This is a genomic window from Rhizobium sp. Root1212, from assembly GCF_001424985.1.
GTDB lineage: Bacteria > Pseudomonadota > Alphaproteobacteria > Rhizobiales > Rhizobiaceae > Pararhizobium.
The window spans coordinates 392359-410687 of sequence record NZ_LMDA01000001.1; the positions used below are offsets into that span (position 1 = coordinate 392359).

At 62.2% G+C, this 18329-nt stretch carries 19 protein-coding genes; 9 read left to right on the top strand and 10 right to left on the bottom strand.

Going from position 1 to position 18329, the window contains the following annotated elements; genetic code table 11:
* Nucleotides 1-120 precede the first annotated feature (120 nt).
* Nucleotides 121-543 carry an organic hydroperoxide resistance protein gene (locus ASC86_RS01910; RefSeq protein WP_056315308.1) on the bottom strand — a complete coding sequence of 141 codons (423 nt, stop codon included), beginning with the start codon at nt 541-543 and terminating at the stop codon, nt 121-123.
* Between the two features lie 154 nt (nt 544-697).
* Between ASC86_RS01910 and ASC86_RS01915 the strand changes: the two genes are divergently transcribed.
* The 3 genes from ASC86_RS01915 to ASC86_RS01925 all read left to right on the top strand — a co-directional run bounded on the left by ASC86_RS01915 (nt 698) and on the right by ASC86_RS01925 (nt 3616).
* A complete protein-coding gene (locus ASC86_RS01915) occupies nt 698-1171 on the top strand; it encodes a MarR family transcriptional regulator (protein ID WP_056315310.1) in 474 nt (157 codons plus the stop codon).
* A gap of 121 nt (nt 1172-1292) precedes the next feature.
* Nucleotides 1293-3227, top strand: coding sequence for a PAS domain-containing sensor histidine kinase (locus ASC86_RS01920; RefSeq protein ID WP_156386867.1), 1935 nt, complete (start codon nt 1293-1295; stop codon nt 3225-3227).
* A complete protein-coding gene (locus tag ASC86_RS01925) occupies nt 3224-3616 on the top strand; it encodes a response regulator (protein ID WP_056315313.1) in 393 nt (130 codons plus the stop codon). Before ASC86_RS01920 ends, ASC86_RS01925 begins: the two co-directional genes overlap by 4 nt.
* Nucleotides 3617-3747: 131 nt before the next feature.
* Here ASC86_RS01925 and ASC86_RS01930 read toward each other — a convergent pair whose 3' ends face one another.
* Both ASC86_RS01930 and ASC86_RS01935 read right to left on the bottom strand, forming a co-directional pair.
* Nucleotides 3748-4521 carry a L,D-transpeptidase gene (locus ASC86_RS01930; protein ID WP_056315315.1) on the bottom strand — a complete coding sequence of 258 codons (774 nt, stop codon included), beginning with the start codon at nt 4519-4521 and terminating at the stop codon, nt 3748-3750.
* A 154-nt stretch (nt 4522-4675) separates the two neighbouring features.
* Nucleotides 4676-6985 carry an EAL domain-containing protein gene (locus ASC86_RS01935; protein WP_156386921.1) on the bottom strand — a complete coding sequence of 770 codons (2310 nt, stop codon included), beginning with the start codon at nt 6983-6985 and terminating at the stop codon, nt 4676-4678.
* Between the two features lie 220 nt (nt 6986-7205).
* Here ASC86_RS01935 and ASC86_RS01940 point away from each other — a divergent pair, with 220 nt between their 5' ends.
* From ASC86_RS01940 to ASC86_RS01955, 4 genes are all read left to right on the top strand, one after another.
* Entirely contained in the window at nt 7206-8531 is a 1326-nt protein-coding gene (locus tag ASC86_RS01940; RefSeq protein WP_056315318.1) for a TIGR03808 family TAT-translocated repetitive protein, read from the top strand.
* Between the two features lie 120 nt (nt 8532-8651).
* On the top strand, nt 8652-9311 hold the full coding sequence (locus ASC86_RS01945; protein ID WP_056315320.1) for a glutathione S-transferase family protein: 660 nt from the start codon (nt 8652-8654) through the stop codon (nt 9309-9311).
* A gap of 206 nt (nt 9312-9517) precedes the next feature.
* Complete coding sequence (locus ASC86_RS01950; protein WP_056315322.1) at nt 9518-9724, top strand: hypothetical protein; 207 nt, start codon at nt 9518-9520, stop codon at nt 9722-9724.
* Nucleotides 9717-10388 carry a Fic family protein gene (locus tag ASC86_RS01955; protein WP_056315324.1) on the top strand — a complete coding sequence of 224 codons (672 nt, stop codon included), beginning with the start codon at nt 9717-9719 and terminating at the stop codon, nt 10386-10388. Before ASC86_RS01950 ends, ASC86_RS01955 begins: the two co-directional genes overlap by 8 nt.
* Here ASC86_RS01955 and ASC86_RS01960 read toward each other — a convergent pair.
* Complete coding sequence (locus ASC86_RS01960; RefSeq protein WP_056315327.1) at nt 10385-11314, bottom strand: LysR substrate-binding domain-containing protein; 930 nt, start codon at nt 11312-11314, stop codon at nt 10385-10387. The genes ASC86_RS01955 and ASC86_RS01960 overlap by 4 nt on opposite strands.
* A 93-nt stretch (nt 11315-11407) precedes the next feature.
* On the opposite strand from ASC86_RS01960, the gene ASC86_RS01965 reads away from it, so the two are divergent.
* Nucleotides 11408-11629, top strand: coding sequence for a hypothetical protein (locus ASC86_RS01965; RefSeq protein ID WP_056315329.1), 222 nt, complete (start codon nt 11408-11410; stop codon nt 11627-11629).
* Here the strand turns inward: ASC86_RS01965 and ASC86_RS01970 are convergent.
* Nucleotides 11563-12567 (bottom strand): asparaginase, encoded by a 1005-nt coding sequence (locus ASC86_RS01970; RefSeq protein ID WP_056315331.1) that lies wholly within the window; start codon nt 12565-12567, stop codon nt 11563-11565. The two genes, ASC86_RS01965 and ASC86_RS01970, sit on opposite strands and share 67 nt — an antisense overlap.
* A 296-nt stretch (nt 12568-12863) precedes the next feature.
* Nucleotides 12864-13862: an NAD(P)H-quinone oxidoreductase gene (locus ASC86_RS01975; RefSeq protein WP_056315333.1), complete on the bottom strand. Its 999-nt coding sequence runs from the start codon at nt 13860-13862 to the stop codon at nt 12864-12866.
* 330 nt (nt 13863-14192) lie between these two features.
* Here ASC86_RS01975 and ASC86_RS01980 point away from each other — a divergent pair, with 330 nt between their 5' ends.
* Nucleotides 14193-14450, top strand: coding sequence for a DUF1344 domain-containing protein (locus ASC86_RS01980; RefSeq protein WP_056315335.1), 258 nt, complete (start codon nt 14193-14195; stop codon nt 14448-14450).
* Nucleotides 14451-14563: 113 nt separating this feature from the next.
* Here the strand turns inward: ASC86_RS01980 and ASC86_RS01985 are convergent, their stop codons facing one another.
* The 4 genes from ASC86_RS01985 to ASC86_RS02000 form a co-directional block, all read right to left on the bottom strand.
* Nucleotides 14564-16372 carry a GGDEF domain-containing protein gene (locus ASC86_RS01985; RefSeq protein ID WP_056315338.1) on the bottom strand — a complete coding sequence of 603 codons (1809 nt, stop codon included), beginning with the start codon at nt 16370-16372 and terminating at the stop codon, nt 14564-14566.
* 208 nt (nt 16373-16580) lie between these two features.
* Complete coding sequence (locus ASC86_RS01990) at nt 16581-17123, bottom strand: HdeD family acid-resistance protein (RefSeq protein WP_056315340.1); 543 nt, start codon at nt 17121-17123, stop codon at nt 16581-16583.
* A gap of 85 nt (nt 17124-17208) precedes the next feature.
* Nucleotides 17209-17646 carry an EamA family transporter gene (locus ASC86_RS01995; RefSeq protein ID WP_056315342.1) on the bottom strand — a complete coding sequence of 146 codons (438 nt, stop codon included), beginning with the start codon at nt 17644-17646 and terminating at the stop codon, nt 17209-17211.
* Nucleotides 17643-18074 (bottom strand): GFA family protein, encoded by a 432-nt coding sequence (locus tag ASC86_RS02000; protein ID WP_056315344.1) that lies wholly within the window; start codon nt 18072-18074, stop codon nt 17643-17645. The genes ASC86_RS01995 and ASC86_RS02000 overlap by 4 nt, the downstream gene beginning before the upstream one ends.
* Between the last annotated feature and the right edge of the window lie 255 nt (nt 18075-18329).

Genomic DNA, 18329 nt, shown 5'->3' on the forward strand with positions numbered 1-18329 from the left:
CCCCCGACAAGGAATTCAGCCGCCCGAAAACGGCAAAGGCCCGCACAGAAACTGCGCGGGCCTTTGTCATTTGCAAGTTCAAGATGACGGCAGACCGCCGCCTGTCAAAAGAGGCTCAACTCAAGCGAGCTTTGCGGAAACTTCGGTCGAGGTGCGCATCGCGTGGCTGTAGGGGCAGACGATGTGGGCGGCGGCGACCAGCTTTTCGCCGAGCGCGCGGTCGATGCCGGGGATGTCGACCGAGAGCGAAACTTCGATGCCGAAGCCGGTGCCGTCTTCACGCGGGCCGATGCCGACAGTGGCCGTCACGGTCGCGTTTTCCGGGATCGTCACCTTCTCCTTGCCGGCGACGAACTTCAGCGCGCCGAGGAAGCAGGCGGAATAGCCGGCGGCGAAAAGCTGCTCGGGATTGGTGCCGCGGGCGCCGTCGCCGCCCAGTTCCTTCGGAACCGTCAGCGTGACGTCGAGAACGCCGTCCTTCGAGACGGCGCGGCCTGCACGGCCGCCGGTGGCGGATGCCTGGGTGGTGTAGAGAATGGGCATGATGCTCTCCTTGGGTTATCGTTTCGGGTGGAACGTGAATTCTATCGAAGCGGCGGCTCCCGTCGCCGTTGCGTATTTAGATAGCTCAAAATTAAATTGCGCGCAATATGATTTTGCAAATTGCATTTTTTTCCGGATTTGCGATACTGTCGCCATGACGAAGCGAGACGACGAGACGGCGGCGGACGCCCTGGACGATAGCATGCTGGCGCTCAGCCAGCAGCTTTGTTTTGCCGTCTATTCCGCGGCCCACGCCTTCAACCGCACCTACAAGCCGATGCTCGACCGTTTCGGCCTAACCTATCCGCAGTATCTCGTGCTGCTTTCGCTGTGGCAACGGGACGAGATGACGGTGAAGGGCATCGGCGAGGAGCTGGGGCTTGATTCCGGCACGCTCTCGCCTCTGCTGAAACGGCTCGAAGCCGCCGGTTTCGTCAGCCGCACGCGCGACATCAAGGACGAGCGGCAGGTGATCATCCGGCTGACCCCCTCCGGCAAGGCCCTGAAGCGCGAGGCCTTCGATATTCTCCGCGATATCAGCCGGGCGACCGGATGCAGCATGGAGCAGGCCGCAGACCTGCGCGCCGCACTGCACGGCCTGGCGCAGAAACTCGACCGGGCCTCCTGACCGGACCAGTCGGCGGCCTGCCCTGAACATTCTGGCGGAAGTGCAGGATTTCGCTCTTCTTTTATGCAACGGCCAGACTACTATACCTTACCGTGCGATTCTTGCCGCCGGAGAGGGAACTGTGCGGACCGAGACGAACTGGGAACCATTGGGGCTTTGCACCGGCCTGACGAGCCTGCTGATCGGCATCGCTGTCATGCTGTTGTGGGTGCTGCAGCCACAGGGACTGGCGGCGAGCGCTCCCGTGCTGTTTGCCATGCAGTTCAACACCGCGCTCTGTTTCGCGCTGACCGGGGCTGCGCTGATGGCGCTGTATCTGCCCCGCGGCAACTGGTCGGGCCCGCTTTCGGCGACCGTGCTTGGATTTTCCGCGTTTGCCCTTGTCCAAAACCTGCTCCAGCGCGATTTCGGCATTGACCGGCTGTTCCTCACACCCTTCATCCAAAGCGGCATAGGACCTCCGGGGCGCATGGTGGTCGGCACGGCGCTGTCGTTCATGCTGATCAATGCGGCGATCCTGATCACCGTCCGGCTTGCCCGCAACGCACTGCCGCAGCTGGTGCTCGCCAGTCTCGTCTTCGTCATCGCCGCCAGCGCCCTCATCGGCCATATCGTCAATGCCACGGCCTCCTATGAATGGCTGCCGCTCAGCCGCATGTCGCCGCAGACCGCGGCCGGGTTCCTCGCCCTGTCGACCGGGCTTCTGTTTTCGCGGCCCGGCGATCTCGGCTACCGGCGGGCGACGATCGCGGCCTTCCTGGCCGCCACCACCTACCTGCTGCTGGTGCTTCTGACCTATCTGGAATTTGCCCGGCAGGAGATGCTGTTCACCGAGGAGCTGCCGGCTTCGGATGGCGGCAATGCGCGCTCGACGCTGCTCGCCATCCTGCTGTTTTCCGGCGTCGCCTATGGGCTGATGGTGCTGTTTGCACTGCGCAGTGTCCAGCGCCACCGCGATGTCGCCCAGCAGCTTTCGGAAAGCCGCAAGCGGCTGGCCGCGATCATCGAGACCGCCGTCGACGGCTTCATCACCATCGACGACCGCGGTCTGATCCTCTCGGTCAATCCGGCCTGCGAGAGGATCTTCGGCTACAGCGCCGCCGAAATGCTCGGCCAGAACGTCAAGATGCTGATGCCGGAGCCCTACCGGCGCGAACATGACGGCTATATCGCCAACTACAACACCACTTCGCGGCCGAAGATCATCGGCATCGGCCGCGAGGTGGAAGGACGGCGCAAGGACCGCTCCACCTTCCCGCTCGATCTTTCCGTCGCCAAGGTCAATCTCGGCCGCCAGACACTCTATAGCGGCATCGTGCGCGATATTTCCCAGCGCAAGCAATACGAACAGCAGATTCTGGAGGCGAATGCCGAGCTGGAGGAATTCTCCTACCGCACCTCCCACGACCTGCGCTCGCCGATCGCCTCTTCCATCGGCATGGTCTCGATCGTGCAGGACATGATCGAGGGCGGCGCCGGCCCGGACGAGCTGAAGCCGGTGCTGGCGCGCATCGAGCAGAGTTTCCGCAAGCTCGACGGGCTGATCCAGAACATCATCATGCTGACCCGCGTGAAGGTGCTGGAGGAGGCGGAAACGCCGATCCCGGTCGCCAAAACCATCAACGATACGGTCGAGCGGCTGCGCTATATCGACACCGGGCAGACGACTGAGATCGTCGTCGATGTGCCGGCGACGCTCCTGCTCCACAAGAAGGCGAGCCGCTTCCAGATCGTCATCGATAACCTGCTCTCCAACGCGCTGAAATACCGCGATCCGCAGGAAAGCCGTCCCCAGGTGGAAATCCGCGCTCGGCGGAAAGACGGCGCCTTCGTGCTCAGCGTCTCCGACAACGGGCTCGGCATCCGCGAAGACGACGAAAAGCAGCTGTTCCAGATGTTCCGCCGCTTTCATCCGCAGCATGCCTATGGAAGCGGCCTGGGGCTCTATATTCTCAAGAAAAGCGCCGAACATCTCGGCGGCACGGTTTCCTTTCACCGACGCGAGAAGGGCAGCCGTTTCACAGTGACATTGCCGGACGGGAGGGCAGCGCCATGAAACTTTCATCGATCCTGACAATCGACGACGACGACGGCGATCTGTTCATCTGCAGCTATACGATCCGCAAGTTCGACCCCGGCATCAGCGTGCTGAAGGCCTATAACGGGCGCGAAGCGCTGGATATCCTGCGCACCACCATGCCCGATGCGATCATCCTCGACATCAACATGCCGATCATGAACGGCTTCGAGTTTCTGGATCACTACGCCCGCGAATTCGAGCGCCACGCCCCGGTCGTCGCCATGCTGACAAGTTCGCATCTGGCCGCCGACCGCGAGCGGGCGATGCACTATGACTTTGTGAAAAGCTATTTCGAGAAGCCGCTGACGGTGGAGAACCTGCGGATCATGGCGACGTTGCTGGATGGGGTGACGACGGGGAGTTGAGGCAAAAAGGCAAGCCCCTCCCCAACCCTCCCCACAAGGGGGAGGGAGTCGATCGAGAATGCCGGAACGCTGAGATCACCTCTCGCACCGTAGGCTCCCTCCCCCTTGTGGAGAGGGGTTCCTTTCAGCGCTCAAATCACCAGAATCGGCGTCTTGTTCGGCACGCGATCGTAGAGATCGATGATATCCTGGTTGATCAGACGCACGCAGCCCGAAGACACCGCCTTGCCGATCGACTGCCATTCGGGCGAGCCGTGCAGGCGGTAGAGCGTATCCTCGCCATTCTGGAAGATATAGAGAGCGCGGGCGCCGAGCGGGTTGTTGAGGCCCGGCGGCATACCGCCATTGGCGATCGAATATTCTTCCAGATGCGGCTGGCGGGCGACCATCTCGTTCGGCGGCTTCCAGCGCGGCCATTTCTGCTTCCACTGGATCACGCCGCGGCCGGACCAGGCGAAACCCTCGCGGCCGATGCCGACGCCGTAGCGCATGGCCGAGCCGTCGCGCTGGATGAGGTAGAGGAACCGGTCGCCCGTATCGACGACGATGGTGCCCGGCCGCTCGCCGAAGGGATTTTCCACCTGCTGGCGATAGTAGCGCGCGTCGATCTGCTGATAGGGCACGGCCGGGATGGAAAAACCGTCATCCTGCATCGGGCCATAGATCGCGGCATAACGCGAGGTATCCGGCATCAGCCCGCTCGGGGTGGGCTCGCCGACGCGGCCGAGATATTCGTCGCCCGTCACCGGCGGCCGGCCTTCAAGCTCGGGATTGCGGAAATAGGGCCGGGTCTCCTCGCGGAACCGGTCGGTGTTCATCGGATTGACGCAACCGGCCAGAACGGTCGAGGTCGCGGCAAGGCCGGAAAGATTGAGGAATCTCCGGCGAGTAAGCGAAAGGGTCATGAACTCCACATTCCGGTTAGGCGGGCCGGTCGAACAGGCCGATTGGGCAAACAGCTATGTCTGCCAGACCGGAATTCAACACCGGTCTTTGCCACAAAGATGGCAAATGCGACTGGATTGAGGCTTGCGCCTTCAAATCCTGTTCATATCTGCGTCAACGAGACCCCTGCTCTAAAATCAGCTGCGCGATATCGCCGGCCGGAACCGGCCTGCTGAAGAAATAACCCTGGATCTCGTTGCAGCCGTTGTCGCGCAGGAAGGCGACCTGCGCCTCGGTCTCCACGCCCTCGGCGATGACCTGCATGCCCAGCTCCTGCGCCAGCGAGATGATAGCGCTGGTGATCGCCTTGTCGTCTTCGTCGGCGGGAATATCCATGACGAAGGAGCGATCGATCTTCAACCGCTTCACCGGGAAGCGCTTGAGCGCGCTGAGGCTCGAATAGCCGGTGCCGAAATCGTCGATCGCCAGTTGCACACCGAGCGCTTCCAGCTCGTGCATGGTGGCGATCGCCTGCTGCACGTCCTGCATGATCAGGCTTTCGGTCAGCTCCAGCTCCAGATAACGCGCTTCGAGCCCGCTTTCCTGCAGCGCCAGCGCCACGCGCGACACCCAGTCGCCCTCGCGGAACTGGCGGGCCGAGACGTTGACGCTGATGACGATGGGCGGCAGGCCGGCATCCTGCCAGGCCTTGTTCTGGCGGCAGGCGGCGTTCAACACCCAATCGCCGATATCGACGATCAGCCCGGTTTCCTCGGCAAGCGGAATGAAGTCGCCCGGCGGCACGATGCCGAGCGTCGGGTGCTGCCAGCGCAACAGCGATTCGGTGGCGAAAATTCTGCCGGTCGCAAGGTTCATCTGCGGCTGGAAATGCAGCACGAACTCCTCGCGCATGATCGCCTCACGCAACGCCTCATAGCGGCGAAGCTTCTCATGGGCGGTGGCCGCCATTTCGGCATTGAATATCTGCAGGTTGTTGCGGCCGACTTCCTTGGCCCGGTACATGGCCGCATCGGCATTGGCCAGCATCTCTTCCGGCGTCGAGCCGTGCTCGGGAAAGGCGACGACGCCCATGCTGCAGCTGACCTGCAGCGAGCGCCCGGCAAGGGTGAGCGGGGCGGCGATGGTGCGCCTGATCTCTTCGAGCCGCGGCACGATGATGCCGTTTTCGGCCGGCAGGTCGGTGAGCAGAATGATGAACTCGTCGCCGCCGACGCGCACCACCATGTCCGTCTTGCGCACGCAGGAGAGCATACGCCGGGCAACCACGCGCAACAGCTCGTCGCCGGCCTTGTGGCCGAGGCTGTCGTTGATCAGCTTGAAATTGTCGAGGTCGAGGAAGGCGAGCGCGACCCACTGGTTGTTGCGGGCGGCCTTTTCCAGCGCCTGGACCACGCGCTCGTCGAACAACACCCGGTTCGGCAGGCCGGTCAGCGCATCGTGATGCGCCATGAAATGGATGCGCTCTTCCGACTTCTGCCGCTCTATGGCGATGCCGGCGAGATGGGCTGCCATGGAGATCAGCTCGCGCTGCTCATCCGTGGGAACACCGGCAACAGGCGAATACAGCGCGAACGTACCGAGCACCCGGCCCTGATAGGAGCGGATGGGCATGGACCAGCAGGAGCGATAACCGAAGGGCCGCACCAGATCGGCATAATCCTCCCACAGCGGATCGATGAGGATATCAGAGACGAAGACGGGTTCGCCGCAAAAGGCCGCCGTGCCGCAAGAGCCGACCTTCGGGCCGATCTCGATGCCGTGGATCGCTTCGCAATGGGCCTTGTCGAGGCCGGGGGCGGCCCCCGTCAGAAGCTGCGTGCCGTCTTCCGACAGCAGCAGCACCGAGCCGATGACGCCCGAGAGATGACTTTCGATGAGCGACAAAAGCTCGGTGAAGAAATCCGTGAGCGAGATGCTCTTGGCGATCATTTCCAGAAGCCGGGCCTGCCCCAGCAGCAGCCGCTCGGCCCGCTTGCGGTCGGTGATATCGCGGGAAACGCCGACGGTGCCGATGGTCATGCCGTACTTGTTGCGCAGCGGCACCTTGGAGGTCATCAGCCAGCGCTCGCTGCCCTTGTCGACCACGGCGCGCTCCTCGATGCCGAAGGCGGGCTCGCCCGTCTCCATAACCCGGCGCTCGACATCGTAGAACTTGCGGGCATCTTCCGGCGGATGCAGATCGAAATCGGTCTTGCCGACGATCTCGCCCATGGAGGAAAAGCCGTTTTCGACAACGGTGGCATGGTTTGCCATCAGGAACCGGCCGTTGGCATCCTTGGCGTAGATGCAATCCGGCACATGGTTCATCATCGTTTCGAGCCAGTCGTGCCGGTTGGCGATATCGGCTTCGGGGCCGACCAGGCGCGAAAGTTCGGTGATCATCCGCTGATTGGCGGCCAGCAACCGGCGCGTGTCGTCGTTGTCGGCGCCTTTTGATACGGCCTCACGACGATAACGGCTCATTTCCTTCGTCACGCAAGCCTCCGGGCGCGGTTTTCCCTGCGCAGATCTGTCCCCTTCGGGCACACTAACAGCCAGAAGTTATCTGTCCCTAAAGAGACCCGTCATCATTGCGGTTTACAGCTACATTCGACATGCCGGGTTTGGGAAAAAACTGTGTCATTCCGGTACGATCCGGGGTGGCACGGTTCCTGCTTAACGGCCGTAAAGGACCTCATGCCCCATGAAACGACGATCGCTGATTTTCCTCCTTGCGGCCGCCCCCGCAAGCCTCGCGTTTTCACCCGCGGGCGCCGAGGGCAAAGTGGGCGCGCTCGTGCCGGATGCCCGCAAGGGCCAGTCGCGGGCCTTTGCCGATCTGCTGGCGGAGGCCGCGCGAAAACGCCGGGCGATCGAGCTGCCGGCGGGCGACTTCCGGGTATCGGGTATTCGCCTGCCGGAGGGCACGGTGCTGTCCGGCGTCCCCGGCGCGACGCGGCTCGTGCAGGAGGATGGCGGGCGGTTTCTCTTCGCCGAGGTGCTGGAGCGGCTGACGCTGCGCGATCTCATCCTCGAAACCGACGGCCAGTTGCTTGGCAATGAAGCCCAGGGTGCGCTCGATCTGCGCGGCGTCAAAAACCTGGCGCTCGAAAATTGCGAGATCCGCAACAGCGCCCGCCATGGTCTCTATGCAGAACATTGCGGCGGACGGATTGCTGGTTGCACCATCTCGGGTGCCGCCGATGCCGGGCTCTTCGCGGTGGAAAGCGAGGGGCTTTCGATCACCGGCAATCGCATCGCCGATTGCGGCAATGGCGGCCTGCTGGTGCATCGCTGGGAGGCGGACGAGGACGGCACCATCATCTCCGGCAACCGCATTTCCCGCATCGGCGCCCGCGACGGCGGCACCGGGGAGAACGGCAACGGCATCAATATCTTTCGCGCGGCCGGTGTCGTCGTTTCCGGCAATCATGTCTCCGACTGCGCCTTTTCGGCGATCCGCGCCAATGCAGCGACGAATGTGCAGATATCGGGCAACCAATGCCTGCGCTCCGGCGAGACGGCGATCTATTCCGAATTCGGCTTTCAGGGCGCCATTGTCAGCGACAACCTGATCGACGGGGCGGCCAACGGCATCCTGATCGTCAATTTCAACGAGGGCGGCCGGCTTTCGACCGTCAGCGGCAATATCGTGCGCAACCTGACGGAAAAGGGTCCCTATATCCACGACGGCGCCGGTTTCGGCTTCGGCATCGCCGTCGAGGCCGATACGGTCGTTTCCGGCAACGTCATCGAAAACGCGCCGAAATGGGGGCTGATGCTCGGCTGGGGGCCGTATCTGCGCGATGTGGTGGCAAGCGGCAATGTGGTGCGCAGGGCGGGCGGCGGCTGCGCCGTAACGGTGGTGGAGGGCGCGGGCGCCGCGATCGTTACCGATAACATCTTCAGCGCGGTGCGCGACGGCGCGGTGCTCGGCTATCGCTGGAACGACAAGGTGACGGGCGATCTGGCGGCCGAGGGCGCCGAACGGTTTTCGCATCTGACGATTTCCGGCAATCGGCTCGGCTGAACCCATTACAAGATTTCATGTGTGATATCAGCGCCGACGGCTTCCAGCAGCCGGGCGGTTTTCCTACGGTGCGAGCCATCCCACGGAACAAGCCGCGCCCGGCGGCAGGAGGAAAACACCATGCTGACGATCTACGGCGTCTATCGCTCGCGCGCTTCCCGCAACTACTGGATGGCCGGCGAACTCGGCCTGCCCTTCCGCTCCGTTCCGGTCATCCAGGCCTATCGTCTCGCCGATCCGCAGGCGGCGGATGCGCCGCTCAATACCCGCTCACTGGCGTTCCTGGCCGTCAACCCGATGGGCCTGATCCCGGCCATGGACGATGACGGGCTGGTGCTGACGGAATCGCTTGCCAACAACCTCTATCTCGCCCGCAAGCACGGCGGCCCGCTCTCCGGCCAGACCGTGGCGGAAGAAGGCCTGATCGGCAACTGGACCATGTGGGCCGCCACCGAGATCGAGCCGCATGCCGTGAAGATCGTCCTCACCGTCGACAAGGAGATCGAGAAGACGCCGGAGGGCAAGGCCATCATCACCGCGGCTGCCGCCGCTCTCGACAAGGGCTTTGCCCTGCTCTCCGCCCAGCTCGGAAAGACGCCCTACGTCATCGGGGACCGTTTCACCGTTGCCGATCTCAACCTCGCGGAAGTCTTCCGCTATGCCATGTCGCAGGAAGCGCTGTTTGCGAAATATCCGGCCGTGAAGGCCTGGCTGGAGACGTGTCACGCGCGGCCGGCGTTTCAGGCGATGATGGCGGCACGAGAGCTGGAGGCGGCGTGAGGAAGCGTTAGCAAGAACAGAAGCCATCGCGAAATGAACATGCGCAATTGCATCGACACATGATCGCATTCTCGTCGAGTTGCACCTATATGCTGCGTGTTGCAACGAAGCGTCAACAGCTTCGCACAATTCCCAGCATGCTGTGATCAGCATTGCCATGAATCATTTATGTGGTTTTATGGTAGGGACAATGAAAGGATGCCGACATGAATGAACCGCTCAAGAAACTGATAGAGGCAGCGCGTAAAGCTCCTCATTCGAAAAATGATATTGAGGTTCAACGTCGCAGCTTTGCCTATGGCAACACGCATTTTGAGAACAGCAAGATCACCCGCGAAATGGTAGATAAGATCGCTGACAAGATGCCGTATTCCGGTGACATCTCTCACACAAAGTCGAGCAACAATGACTGAAGAAGATCGCCGCCACAGTGTGGCAAGCGATGCAAATCTTATCAATGATGATCAGGCGAGAGCAGAAGCCGAAGCACGAAATGGCCTAATTCAGTTTGATAGGGCCTGTCAGATGATCATCGAAGCAAATGACCGAGGCGCATCATGGAAACTGCGCCCGTCGGCAATCCTGGCACTTCATCGTGCAGCATTAGATGGCATCAGCATCTATGCCGGCAACTTCAGACCTGCAAGTGTGGAAATTCAAGGTAGCCGTCACAAGCCTGTTGAAGCACATCGTGTTCCGGAGCTTGTCGAGGATATGTGCGACTACATCAATGACAATTGGCATGAGAAAAGCGCCGTTCATCTCGCGTCTTACATCATGTGGCGGCTGAATTGGATACATCCCTTCAGCGATGGCAACGGACGCACTTCGCGCATGGTGTCCTATCTGGTTCTCTGCATACGGCTCGGCATGTTACTGCCAGGCCGCAACACGATCCCTGACCAGATCGTCGATAACAGAAAACCGTATTTTGAAGCTCTGGAAGCGGCAGACAGAGCCGACGAAGATGGCGATCTGGATCTCTCCCAAATGGAAGAGCTTATCGAGGCGATGCTGGCGGTACAGCTTACCGGCCTCATGGAAGCCGCGACAGGAAAGCACTATCTGTCTGATTAGTCCGCGAAGGTGTTGCGGCTACCCCGTATCGCATCGATCCGCCGCATGCTCCCGGCAATCTCTTCCCGCACCCACTGCTTGAACGCCCGCACGGTTGCGCCGTCTCTCCGCTCCGGTGCCGTCACGAAATAGTGCCCGAAGCCGGTCTTGGCGCGGACCCTGAACGGCGCGATCAGGCGACCGTCGATGAGGCTGTCGCCGGCAAGCGTCTGCCAGACTAGCATTGGCCCCTGCCCGGCAATCGCCGCATCGAGGCAGAGCGAGGCGTCGTTGAAGACGTGGCGTTCGCCCATGACCTTGCCGGAAAGCCCGACTGCCTGAAACCATGTCTCCCACGAGAACATCGAGCGACCGTCGATGATCGCCGGGAAATTCAGGATATCGGCGGGCTCCTTCAATTGCCGCGCCATTGCCGGCGCGCAGACCGGAAAGACCTCCTGCTCCAGCAACAGCTCGGCCGTCACGCCCGGCCAATCGCCACGCCCGACGCGGATGCCGATATCGACGTCGGAAGCGTCCATATGGACGAGCGTCGTCGTCGCATCGATGCGCAGCCGGATGCCCGGATGCTGCTCGGCAAAACGATCGAGCCGCGATACCAGCCAGCGGGCGGCAAAGACCGGGGCGACGGAGATCGTCAGGATGCCTTCGTCGCGCTTTCGCGCTGTGCCGACCGCCTGATCGATCAGTTCGAAACCGGCCTTCAGCCGCGGCAGGAACGTTGCGCCGAACTCGCTTGCCACCAGCCCGCGCGGACTACGCTCGAACAGTGTGCGGCCAAGCTGCTTTTCCGTCTTGATGATCTGCTGGCTGACCGCGCCGACGGTGACGCCGAGTTCGTCGGCCGCCGCCTGCAGCGAGCCCAGCCGCCCGGCCGCTTCGACGGCGCGCAGGCCGTTGAGATGGATGAGGTTGAGATTTTTCATATAGAAAATCTATAACAAAATACCGGCAATCTCAATTGAGAAGGCCCGGAAACAGGCAGATCATGGCACCCTTAACAGAAGGATGCCGATATCATGTTGAAGATTTTCTCGATCTTTAGAAAGAGCGATGTAGCCGCCGTGATCGATCTGCTCGATCATCCCGATATCGATCGCATGGATGCCCGCGCGCTCGGCGACCTGCCGTTTCCGCGCGAGCTTTCCGAGGAAGAGGGTTGCGCCGATGGCGCTCAGGCGAAGGCGTCGGTGACCCTGACGTCGCCGACGAAAAGACCGTTCCAGTTGTGCATGGCGTGATTGGCCATGCCCAGCAGCGAGGCGTGAAGGTCCGGTTCGTCCGTGAAGAAACGGGCAAGCGTGGCGGCGATCATGGCTTCGGCGGCGCGGGTGGTGCCGTCCTCGCATTTCAGCGCGATGCCGATGCCCTTTTCCGGGATCGCGGCGCAAAACACCCCTTCGGCCCCGGTCTTGGCGAAGATGCGGCCGGGGGCGAGCTGCATGAGCTTCGTGCAGGCGCGGCCGGTGCCGGCGACGTAGAAGGGTTCGGCCATGCAGGCTTCGATCAGGCGCTTGGAAGCGCGGGCGCGCTCGGGGGCGAGGCCAGCGCCGGTCGCCATCTTGGCGAAGCCGTGGGCGAGCCCCTTCAGCGGCACGGCATAGGTGGGGATCGAGCAGCCGTCCGTGCCGCAATTGTCGTGGCCGAGCACGCCGCCGGTCAGCGCCTCCATCGTGCCGCGGATTTCGCGCTGCAGCGGGTGGTCGTAAGTGACGTATCCGCGCGGATCGCCATCTCCGTGGCAGACGGCGCAAATGAAGCCGGCATGTTTTCCCGAGCAATTGTTGTGAAGCGCCGTCGGGCGGTCGAGACTGCGAGCCTGATTGATCAGCGTCGGCTGGCTGGACGACCAGTGGGCGCCGCATTCGAGGGTTTCGAGATCGCGGCCGGCGGCGGCGAGCATCTTTGCAGCCAGCGCCACATGCTCCGGCTCGCCATTGTGGGAGGAGCAGGCAAGCGCCAATTCCTTGGCGCCGAAACCGTAGGCATCAGCCGCGCCGGTTTCCATCAGCGGCAGCGCCTGCATAGCCTTGCAGGCCGAGCGCGGAAAGACACCGGCGTCGGTTTCGCCCAGCGAAAACACGGTGTTGCCATCGCCATCCACGGCAATGACCATGCCGCGGTGACGGCTTTCCACCAGCGCACCGCGGGTGACTTCGACGAGTACGGGGTTCGACATGCTCTGCCCTCGAGAATCCTGATTGAGCCCCGTCATACTCCACGGCAGGCCAATAAAAAAGGGTCGCCGAAGCGACCCTTTCCATGAGCTTTGGCCTTATGAGAGGCCGGGTGCCATCATGTCACCCGAAGGAAGGCGGGATCAGAACGAGGGCTGCCTCGCTTCCGTCACCACAATTCCCATGCCCGTCACGAGAGCCGAAATCTCATTAGACATTGGATCACCTTCCTTTCGTTTCGTTGAACATGGGGAAAAGGTAATGCATTATGACAGGAATGCAAGGGGTCTTCCGTCCCTCACATCGTCAGCACGATCTTGCCGATGTGGTCGCCCGCCTCCAGCATCCGGTGCGCTTCTGCGACCTCGGCGAAGGGCACCACTGCATGCATGACCGGGGCGATTTCGCCCGCGTCGAACAGCGGCCAGACATTGTCCCCCAGATCATCGCGGATCGCTTCCTTCTCGGCCGCCGTGCGGGGGCGCAGCGTCGAGCCCATCAGCCTCAGCCGCTTCACCATGATCGGCAGCACGTCGAAATTCTCGACCTTGCTGCCGCCCTGCACGGCGATGATCGCCAGGCGGCCATCCTTGGCGAGGCTGGTGACGTTGCGGGAGAAATAGGGGCCGCCGACCATGTCGAGAATGACGTCCACGCCCTTGCCGCCGGTCTCCTCCAGCACGACAGCCTTGAAATCTTCCTCCCGGTAGTTGATGGCGCGGGCGGCACCGAGCTCGACGCAGGCGCGGCATTTCTCCGCGGTCCCCGCCGTTGCAAAGACGCGGGCGCCAAAAGCGTTGGCGAGCTGGATCGCGGTCGTGCCGATGCCGCTGGTGCCGCCGTGGACGAGGAAGGTTTCGCCTTCGACCAGATCGGCCATCTGGAAGACATTGGCCCAGACGGTGAAGAAGGTTTCGGGCAGAACGGCCGCGCGGGGCGCGTCGTAGCCATGGGGCCAGCGCAGCGCCTGGCTGGCGGGGATGGCGCAGAATTCCGCATAGCCACCGCCGTTGGCAAGGCCGCAGACGAGATCGCCGGGGGCAAACCCCTCCACATCCTCGCCCAGCGCCACCACCTCGCCCGAGACTTCCAGCCCCATGACCGGGCTTGCGCCGGGCGGCGGTGGATAGAGCCCCTTGCGCTGCTGGAGGTCCGGCCGGTTGACGCCGGCCGCCTCGACGCGCACGAGGATTTCGCCCGGCTTGAGGACCGGCAGCGGCCCCCTGGCCATTACCATGTTTTCCGGGCCGCCCGGCGTGGGCAGGTCGACATAGGTCATCTCGGTGGGAAGGGTCATGGCGGGTCCTCGTCAGTTCGGCCTCTGAAATGTCCTCGATATTTAGCGCAGGGGGCGGCGCCTTCCTAGAGCACGGCGCAAAGCAGTGGGCGCTGCGCTGCACCAAGGCAAAATTGCGACGAAACCTGAGGCTGCAAAATTAAGTTTCTTTAATTTGAACGGGCCGGCGGGCGGGTCTAGCGTCCGTTGTGAAATCGGGAAACGCCGGCGGCTCCCTCCCCCCCTCATGCCGCGACACGACGTTTCGAGACGGTTTCTTCGCTCCGCATCCCTGAGACCGTTTCATTGTTCAATGAAACCCGCTCAGGGGATCGATCAAGGACGACACCGATGCGTGCTCTTCTGACTTCCCTTACCGTTTTCTCCGCCCTTGCCATGTCGACCGCAGCCTTTGCCGCCAGCATGACGACCGGGACGATCAAGGCCTTCGATACCAAGGCCCTGACGCTGACCCTCAAGGACGGGACGCACTACATGCTGCCCGCGAACTTCAAGGACCCCGGCCTGAAGATCGGAGAAAAGGTCAAGATAGCCTATGACATGGTGGGCAAGAAACATCAGGCGACCGCCGTGACCATCGTGAAATGAGCGCGCCGCCGTTCTCGCGCATGAGCGTACCCGACCGCGGCTAAGACGCTTCGGGATCATGCAGGACGGACCGGGGTCCATGACGGGCTCCGGTCCGTTTCGTTTTGCAAGACCTAATCCCCGTGGTGACCGAAGGCGCCGAAGACGAGGCCCTCGTCGCTTTCCTTGGCAAGCGTCTTCAGGCCGGCAATCCGCGCGGTAACGGCCGGCGCATCCGAGAAGACGAAGCCTTGCGGCAGTTCCAGCACCGCAATCGAGCAGCGCATCAGCGGAAAATATGTGGTCTCGCCGCTGCGGCCATGACCGGTCATGTAGCCTGCGGCCTGATGCTCGGCGGAATAATGCTGGCGGATATCGACGCGGAATTCGTCGAGGATGCGGGTCAGGACCTCCTCCAGTTCGCATCGCGTCCAGCCGCGCACCCCGATGAAGAAATCGTCGCCGCCGACATGGCCGAGGAATTTTTCCTCGCCAATGAAATGGCGGCGCATCAGCGCGGCAAACAGCGAGATGGCGACATCGCCCTTCTGGAAGCCGTAATGATCGTTGAACGGCTTGAAGCTGTCGAAATCGCAATAGCAGAAATAGCGCGTCTCATCGCCATCGAGCACGGCTTCCTGCACGTAGTCCCGGATCGCGCGGTTGCCCGGCAGGCCGGTCAGCGGGTTCTGCTCCTGGGCGAGCTTCAGCTGTTTTTCGTTGATGATCTTCAGGAGCGAGGAGGCCGACAGAATGCCGGCGTAACGCATGTTTTCGGTCAGAATCACACAATCGCTGCCATCCATGCCGGCAAAGATCTTCAGCATATCCTCGGCCGGGGTTTCGAGATCGGCGATCGGCGCGGGGCTGACGAAATGGGCGATGTGGCGCTGGTAGATGTGGTTCTTCAGGAGATCGCGGCCGAAGGGATGATAGATCATCTCCTTCACATGATATTCGTGCAGCACGCCGCGCGGTTCGCCATTGGCATTCAGCACCGGAAAGAAACTCCGCTGCGGTGACTTGCGGAACAGTTCGAAGACAGAATCAAGCCCGCTTGCCTCGTTGACGGCCGGCACCTGCTCGATCTGCTTTCTAATGAGAATGCTGTCGAGCGAAGCGGAGGGGCGGCGCACCTCGGCGGTCTGCACGAGATGCGGATAGGAGGGCTGCAGCTCGCCGAAATGTACGGTCGGACGGGCGACGAAATAGCCCTGCACCAGATCGCAGCCGAGATCGCGGCAGGTGGAAAACTCCGCCTCCGTCTCCACGCCTTCCGCCACGACGCGGGTGCCCAGCACATGGGCGGTATTGACGATGTGGCGCACCAGATGACGCTTGCGCGCATTGCCTTCGATGCCGGAGATGAAATGCCGGTCGATCTTCACATAGTCGACCGGCTGGTCGCAGAGCAGCTTCAGGCCGTTGAAGCCGACGCCGAAATCATCGAGCGCCAGCTTGAAGCCGGCAAGCCGAAGCCGCTTGATGAGATCGGCAAAGGCCGGCATGCGCAGGTTGTCGAAGCGTTCGGAAAGCTCGAAGCAGATGCAGGACGGCGGAATCTCGGCGCGCTTCAGGTGGCTGCCGAGGCGCTCGACGATATCGCCCTCCATGCCGATCAGCCGGGCATCGAAATTGACGAACAAGGTTCGCGAGGAAAAATCGGCAAGGCCCGCGAAACCGGCAAAGGCGCGGCTGTTGATCATGTGCTCCAGCGCCATGAGCTGACCGGTCTCCTCCGCCCTGTCGAGCAGTTCCAGCGGCGAGGAAAAGCCGAGCCGCTCGAAGCCGCGCATAAGGGTCTCGTAGCCGAAGACGGCGCCGGTTGCCGCCTCGACAATCGGCTGGAAGGCGTTTTCGATCACCAGCTTGGCGAGCGTGACGATCTGGTCATCGCCGAAACGGCGGAGCGACAGCATTTCGGCAGCAGCGGCGGCGGACATGGAAACTCCGGGCAAAGGATCACGGTGCCCACCCCGGCAGGAGCGCGGCTCAGGCGTGACATTCGGGCCGAAGTGTCAATGAAAGCTTTCCCGCGCGTGAAAGTTTTGTGAAGCTTTCACGACGGCTGAAATGTTTTCCGCAACCGCGGGGCTGCGGAAAAACAACTCATGATTTCAGTAGTTTATGTATTTCTTTTACAGAATTGATTCATGCCTTTGCGAGAACGCCGAAGGCGATCAGCGCAAGCCCCTGCATGGTGATGTCGATCGCCAGGAACAGGCCCAGAATCCACAGGCTGTTGACCGGCCAGCCGGCGATGATGATGAGGCCGGCGAGCAGCGTCACGAGGCCGCCCAGCGCAATCCATCCCCAGCCCTTGATCGGCCGGAGCGCAAAGCCCGACCAGATGCGGAACAGGCCGGCAACCAGAAGGGCCGTGCCCATGATCAACGTCAGCACCGCCGAGGCGAGCAGCGGATTGAGGAAGGCGAAGATACCGGCGACGGTGTAGCAAAGCCCGGCAAGTCCCCAATAGAACACGCTTTTCCAGTCCTTCACCCGGAAGGCATGGCCGAGCTGCAAAAGCCCGGCGACCAGCATGATGGCGCCGACGTAGAAGACTGAAACGACCGTCGCGGCCAAGAGATTGGCAAGCGCGATGCCGCCGCCCATGACGAGCAGGACGCCGAGCGCGACGAACCATCCCCACTTGCTGCTCAAGGTCTGTCTGGCAACTGAATCCAAGGCCATGATCGAACTCCCACTCTGAACTCATGGAATAAAGCCGCATTTCAACCCATAAGGGAAGCAGGAAAAAACAGTCGCCGCGCGGCCTTCAGATCTTGATCGCCAGCAGCACCGCGCCCGCCGCGATCATGCCGACGGCAAACCAGTGGGCGACGGAAAGCCGCTCGCCGAGGAAGACCGCCGCGAAGACCGCGACCAGCACGACGCTGAGCTTGTCGACCGGGGCGACCTGTGCGGCATTGCCGATCTTCAGCGCACGGAAATAGCAGAGCCACGAGGCGCCGGTCGCCAAGCCCGACAGCACGAGGAAAATCCAGCTGCGCGCGGGGATAGTGGAGGGCGACTGCCAGCCATTCGTGAGGAACAGCATGGCAGTGATCGCACAGAGGATGACGATGGTGCGCACGAAGGTCGCGTAATCGGACTGCACGCTCTCGATGCCGACCTTGGCGAAGATCGCCGTCAGCGCCGCGAAGACGGCCGACAGCAGCGCCCAGACTTGCCAGGAGAAAAAGAGCGATTTCATGACGATGCCGCGGGCGTGAAGGTCAGGGTTCCGGCGATGCGCGCGACCCCGCCGTTGTCGGACGGGTGGGCGACGCCGTCCATGACCGGAACGCTTTCGAAATCGAAGGGACTGACGCCGTTCAGGCAGGCGGCGTTGACGCCGTATTGCCGCGGGTTCGAGCGGCGCTGATGATGGGTGTAGATGCCGCACTTCGAGCAGAAATAATGCTTCGCCGACATCGTGTTGAATTGATAGAGCGTCAGGGCCTCCTCGCCCTCGGTGATCTCGATGCCATCGAGTTCGGTGGAGACGGCGACAGCGCCGCGCATGCGACAATAGGAGCAGGTGCAGCGGCGGGCGGTGTTGAGGCCATCCGTCAGGCGCACGTGAAAGCGAACCGTGCCGCAATGGCAGGCGCCGTCGATTTCCTTGATGTTCTTGTCCATGCACGCTCTCCGTTTTTCGCTGTTCGCATGGGAACGGCCCCTCATCCGGCCTGTCGGCCACCTTCTCCCCGCAGGCGGGGGGAAGGGACAAGCGGCAAACTCCGTCGTCCCCTCTCCCCGCTTGCGGGGAGAGGGTTAGGGTGAGGGGCAACCTTATACGATGGCACCGCCAATTCCACCGCCGCAGACTAGCAACACGCGCACCCCGCAATCAAAGCCAAATCCAGCTTCCCGCCGATCATTTTTTTATTGATT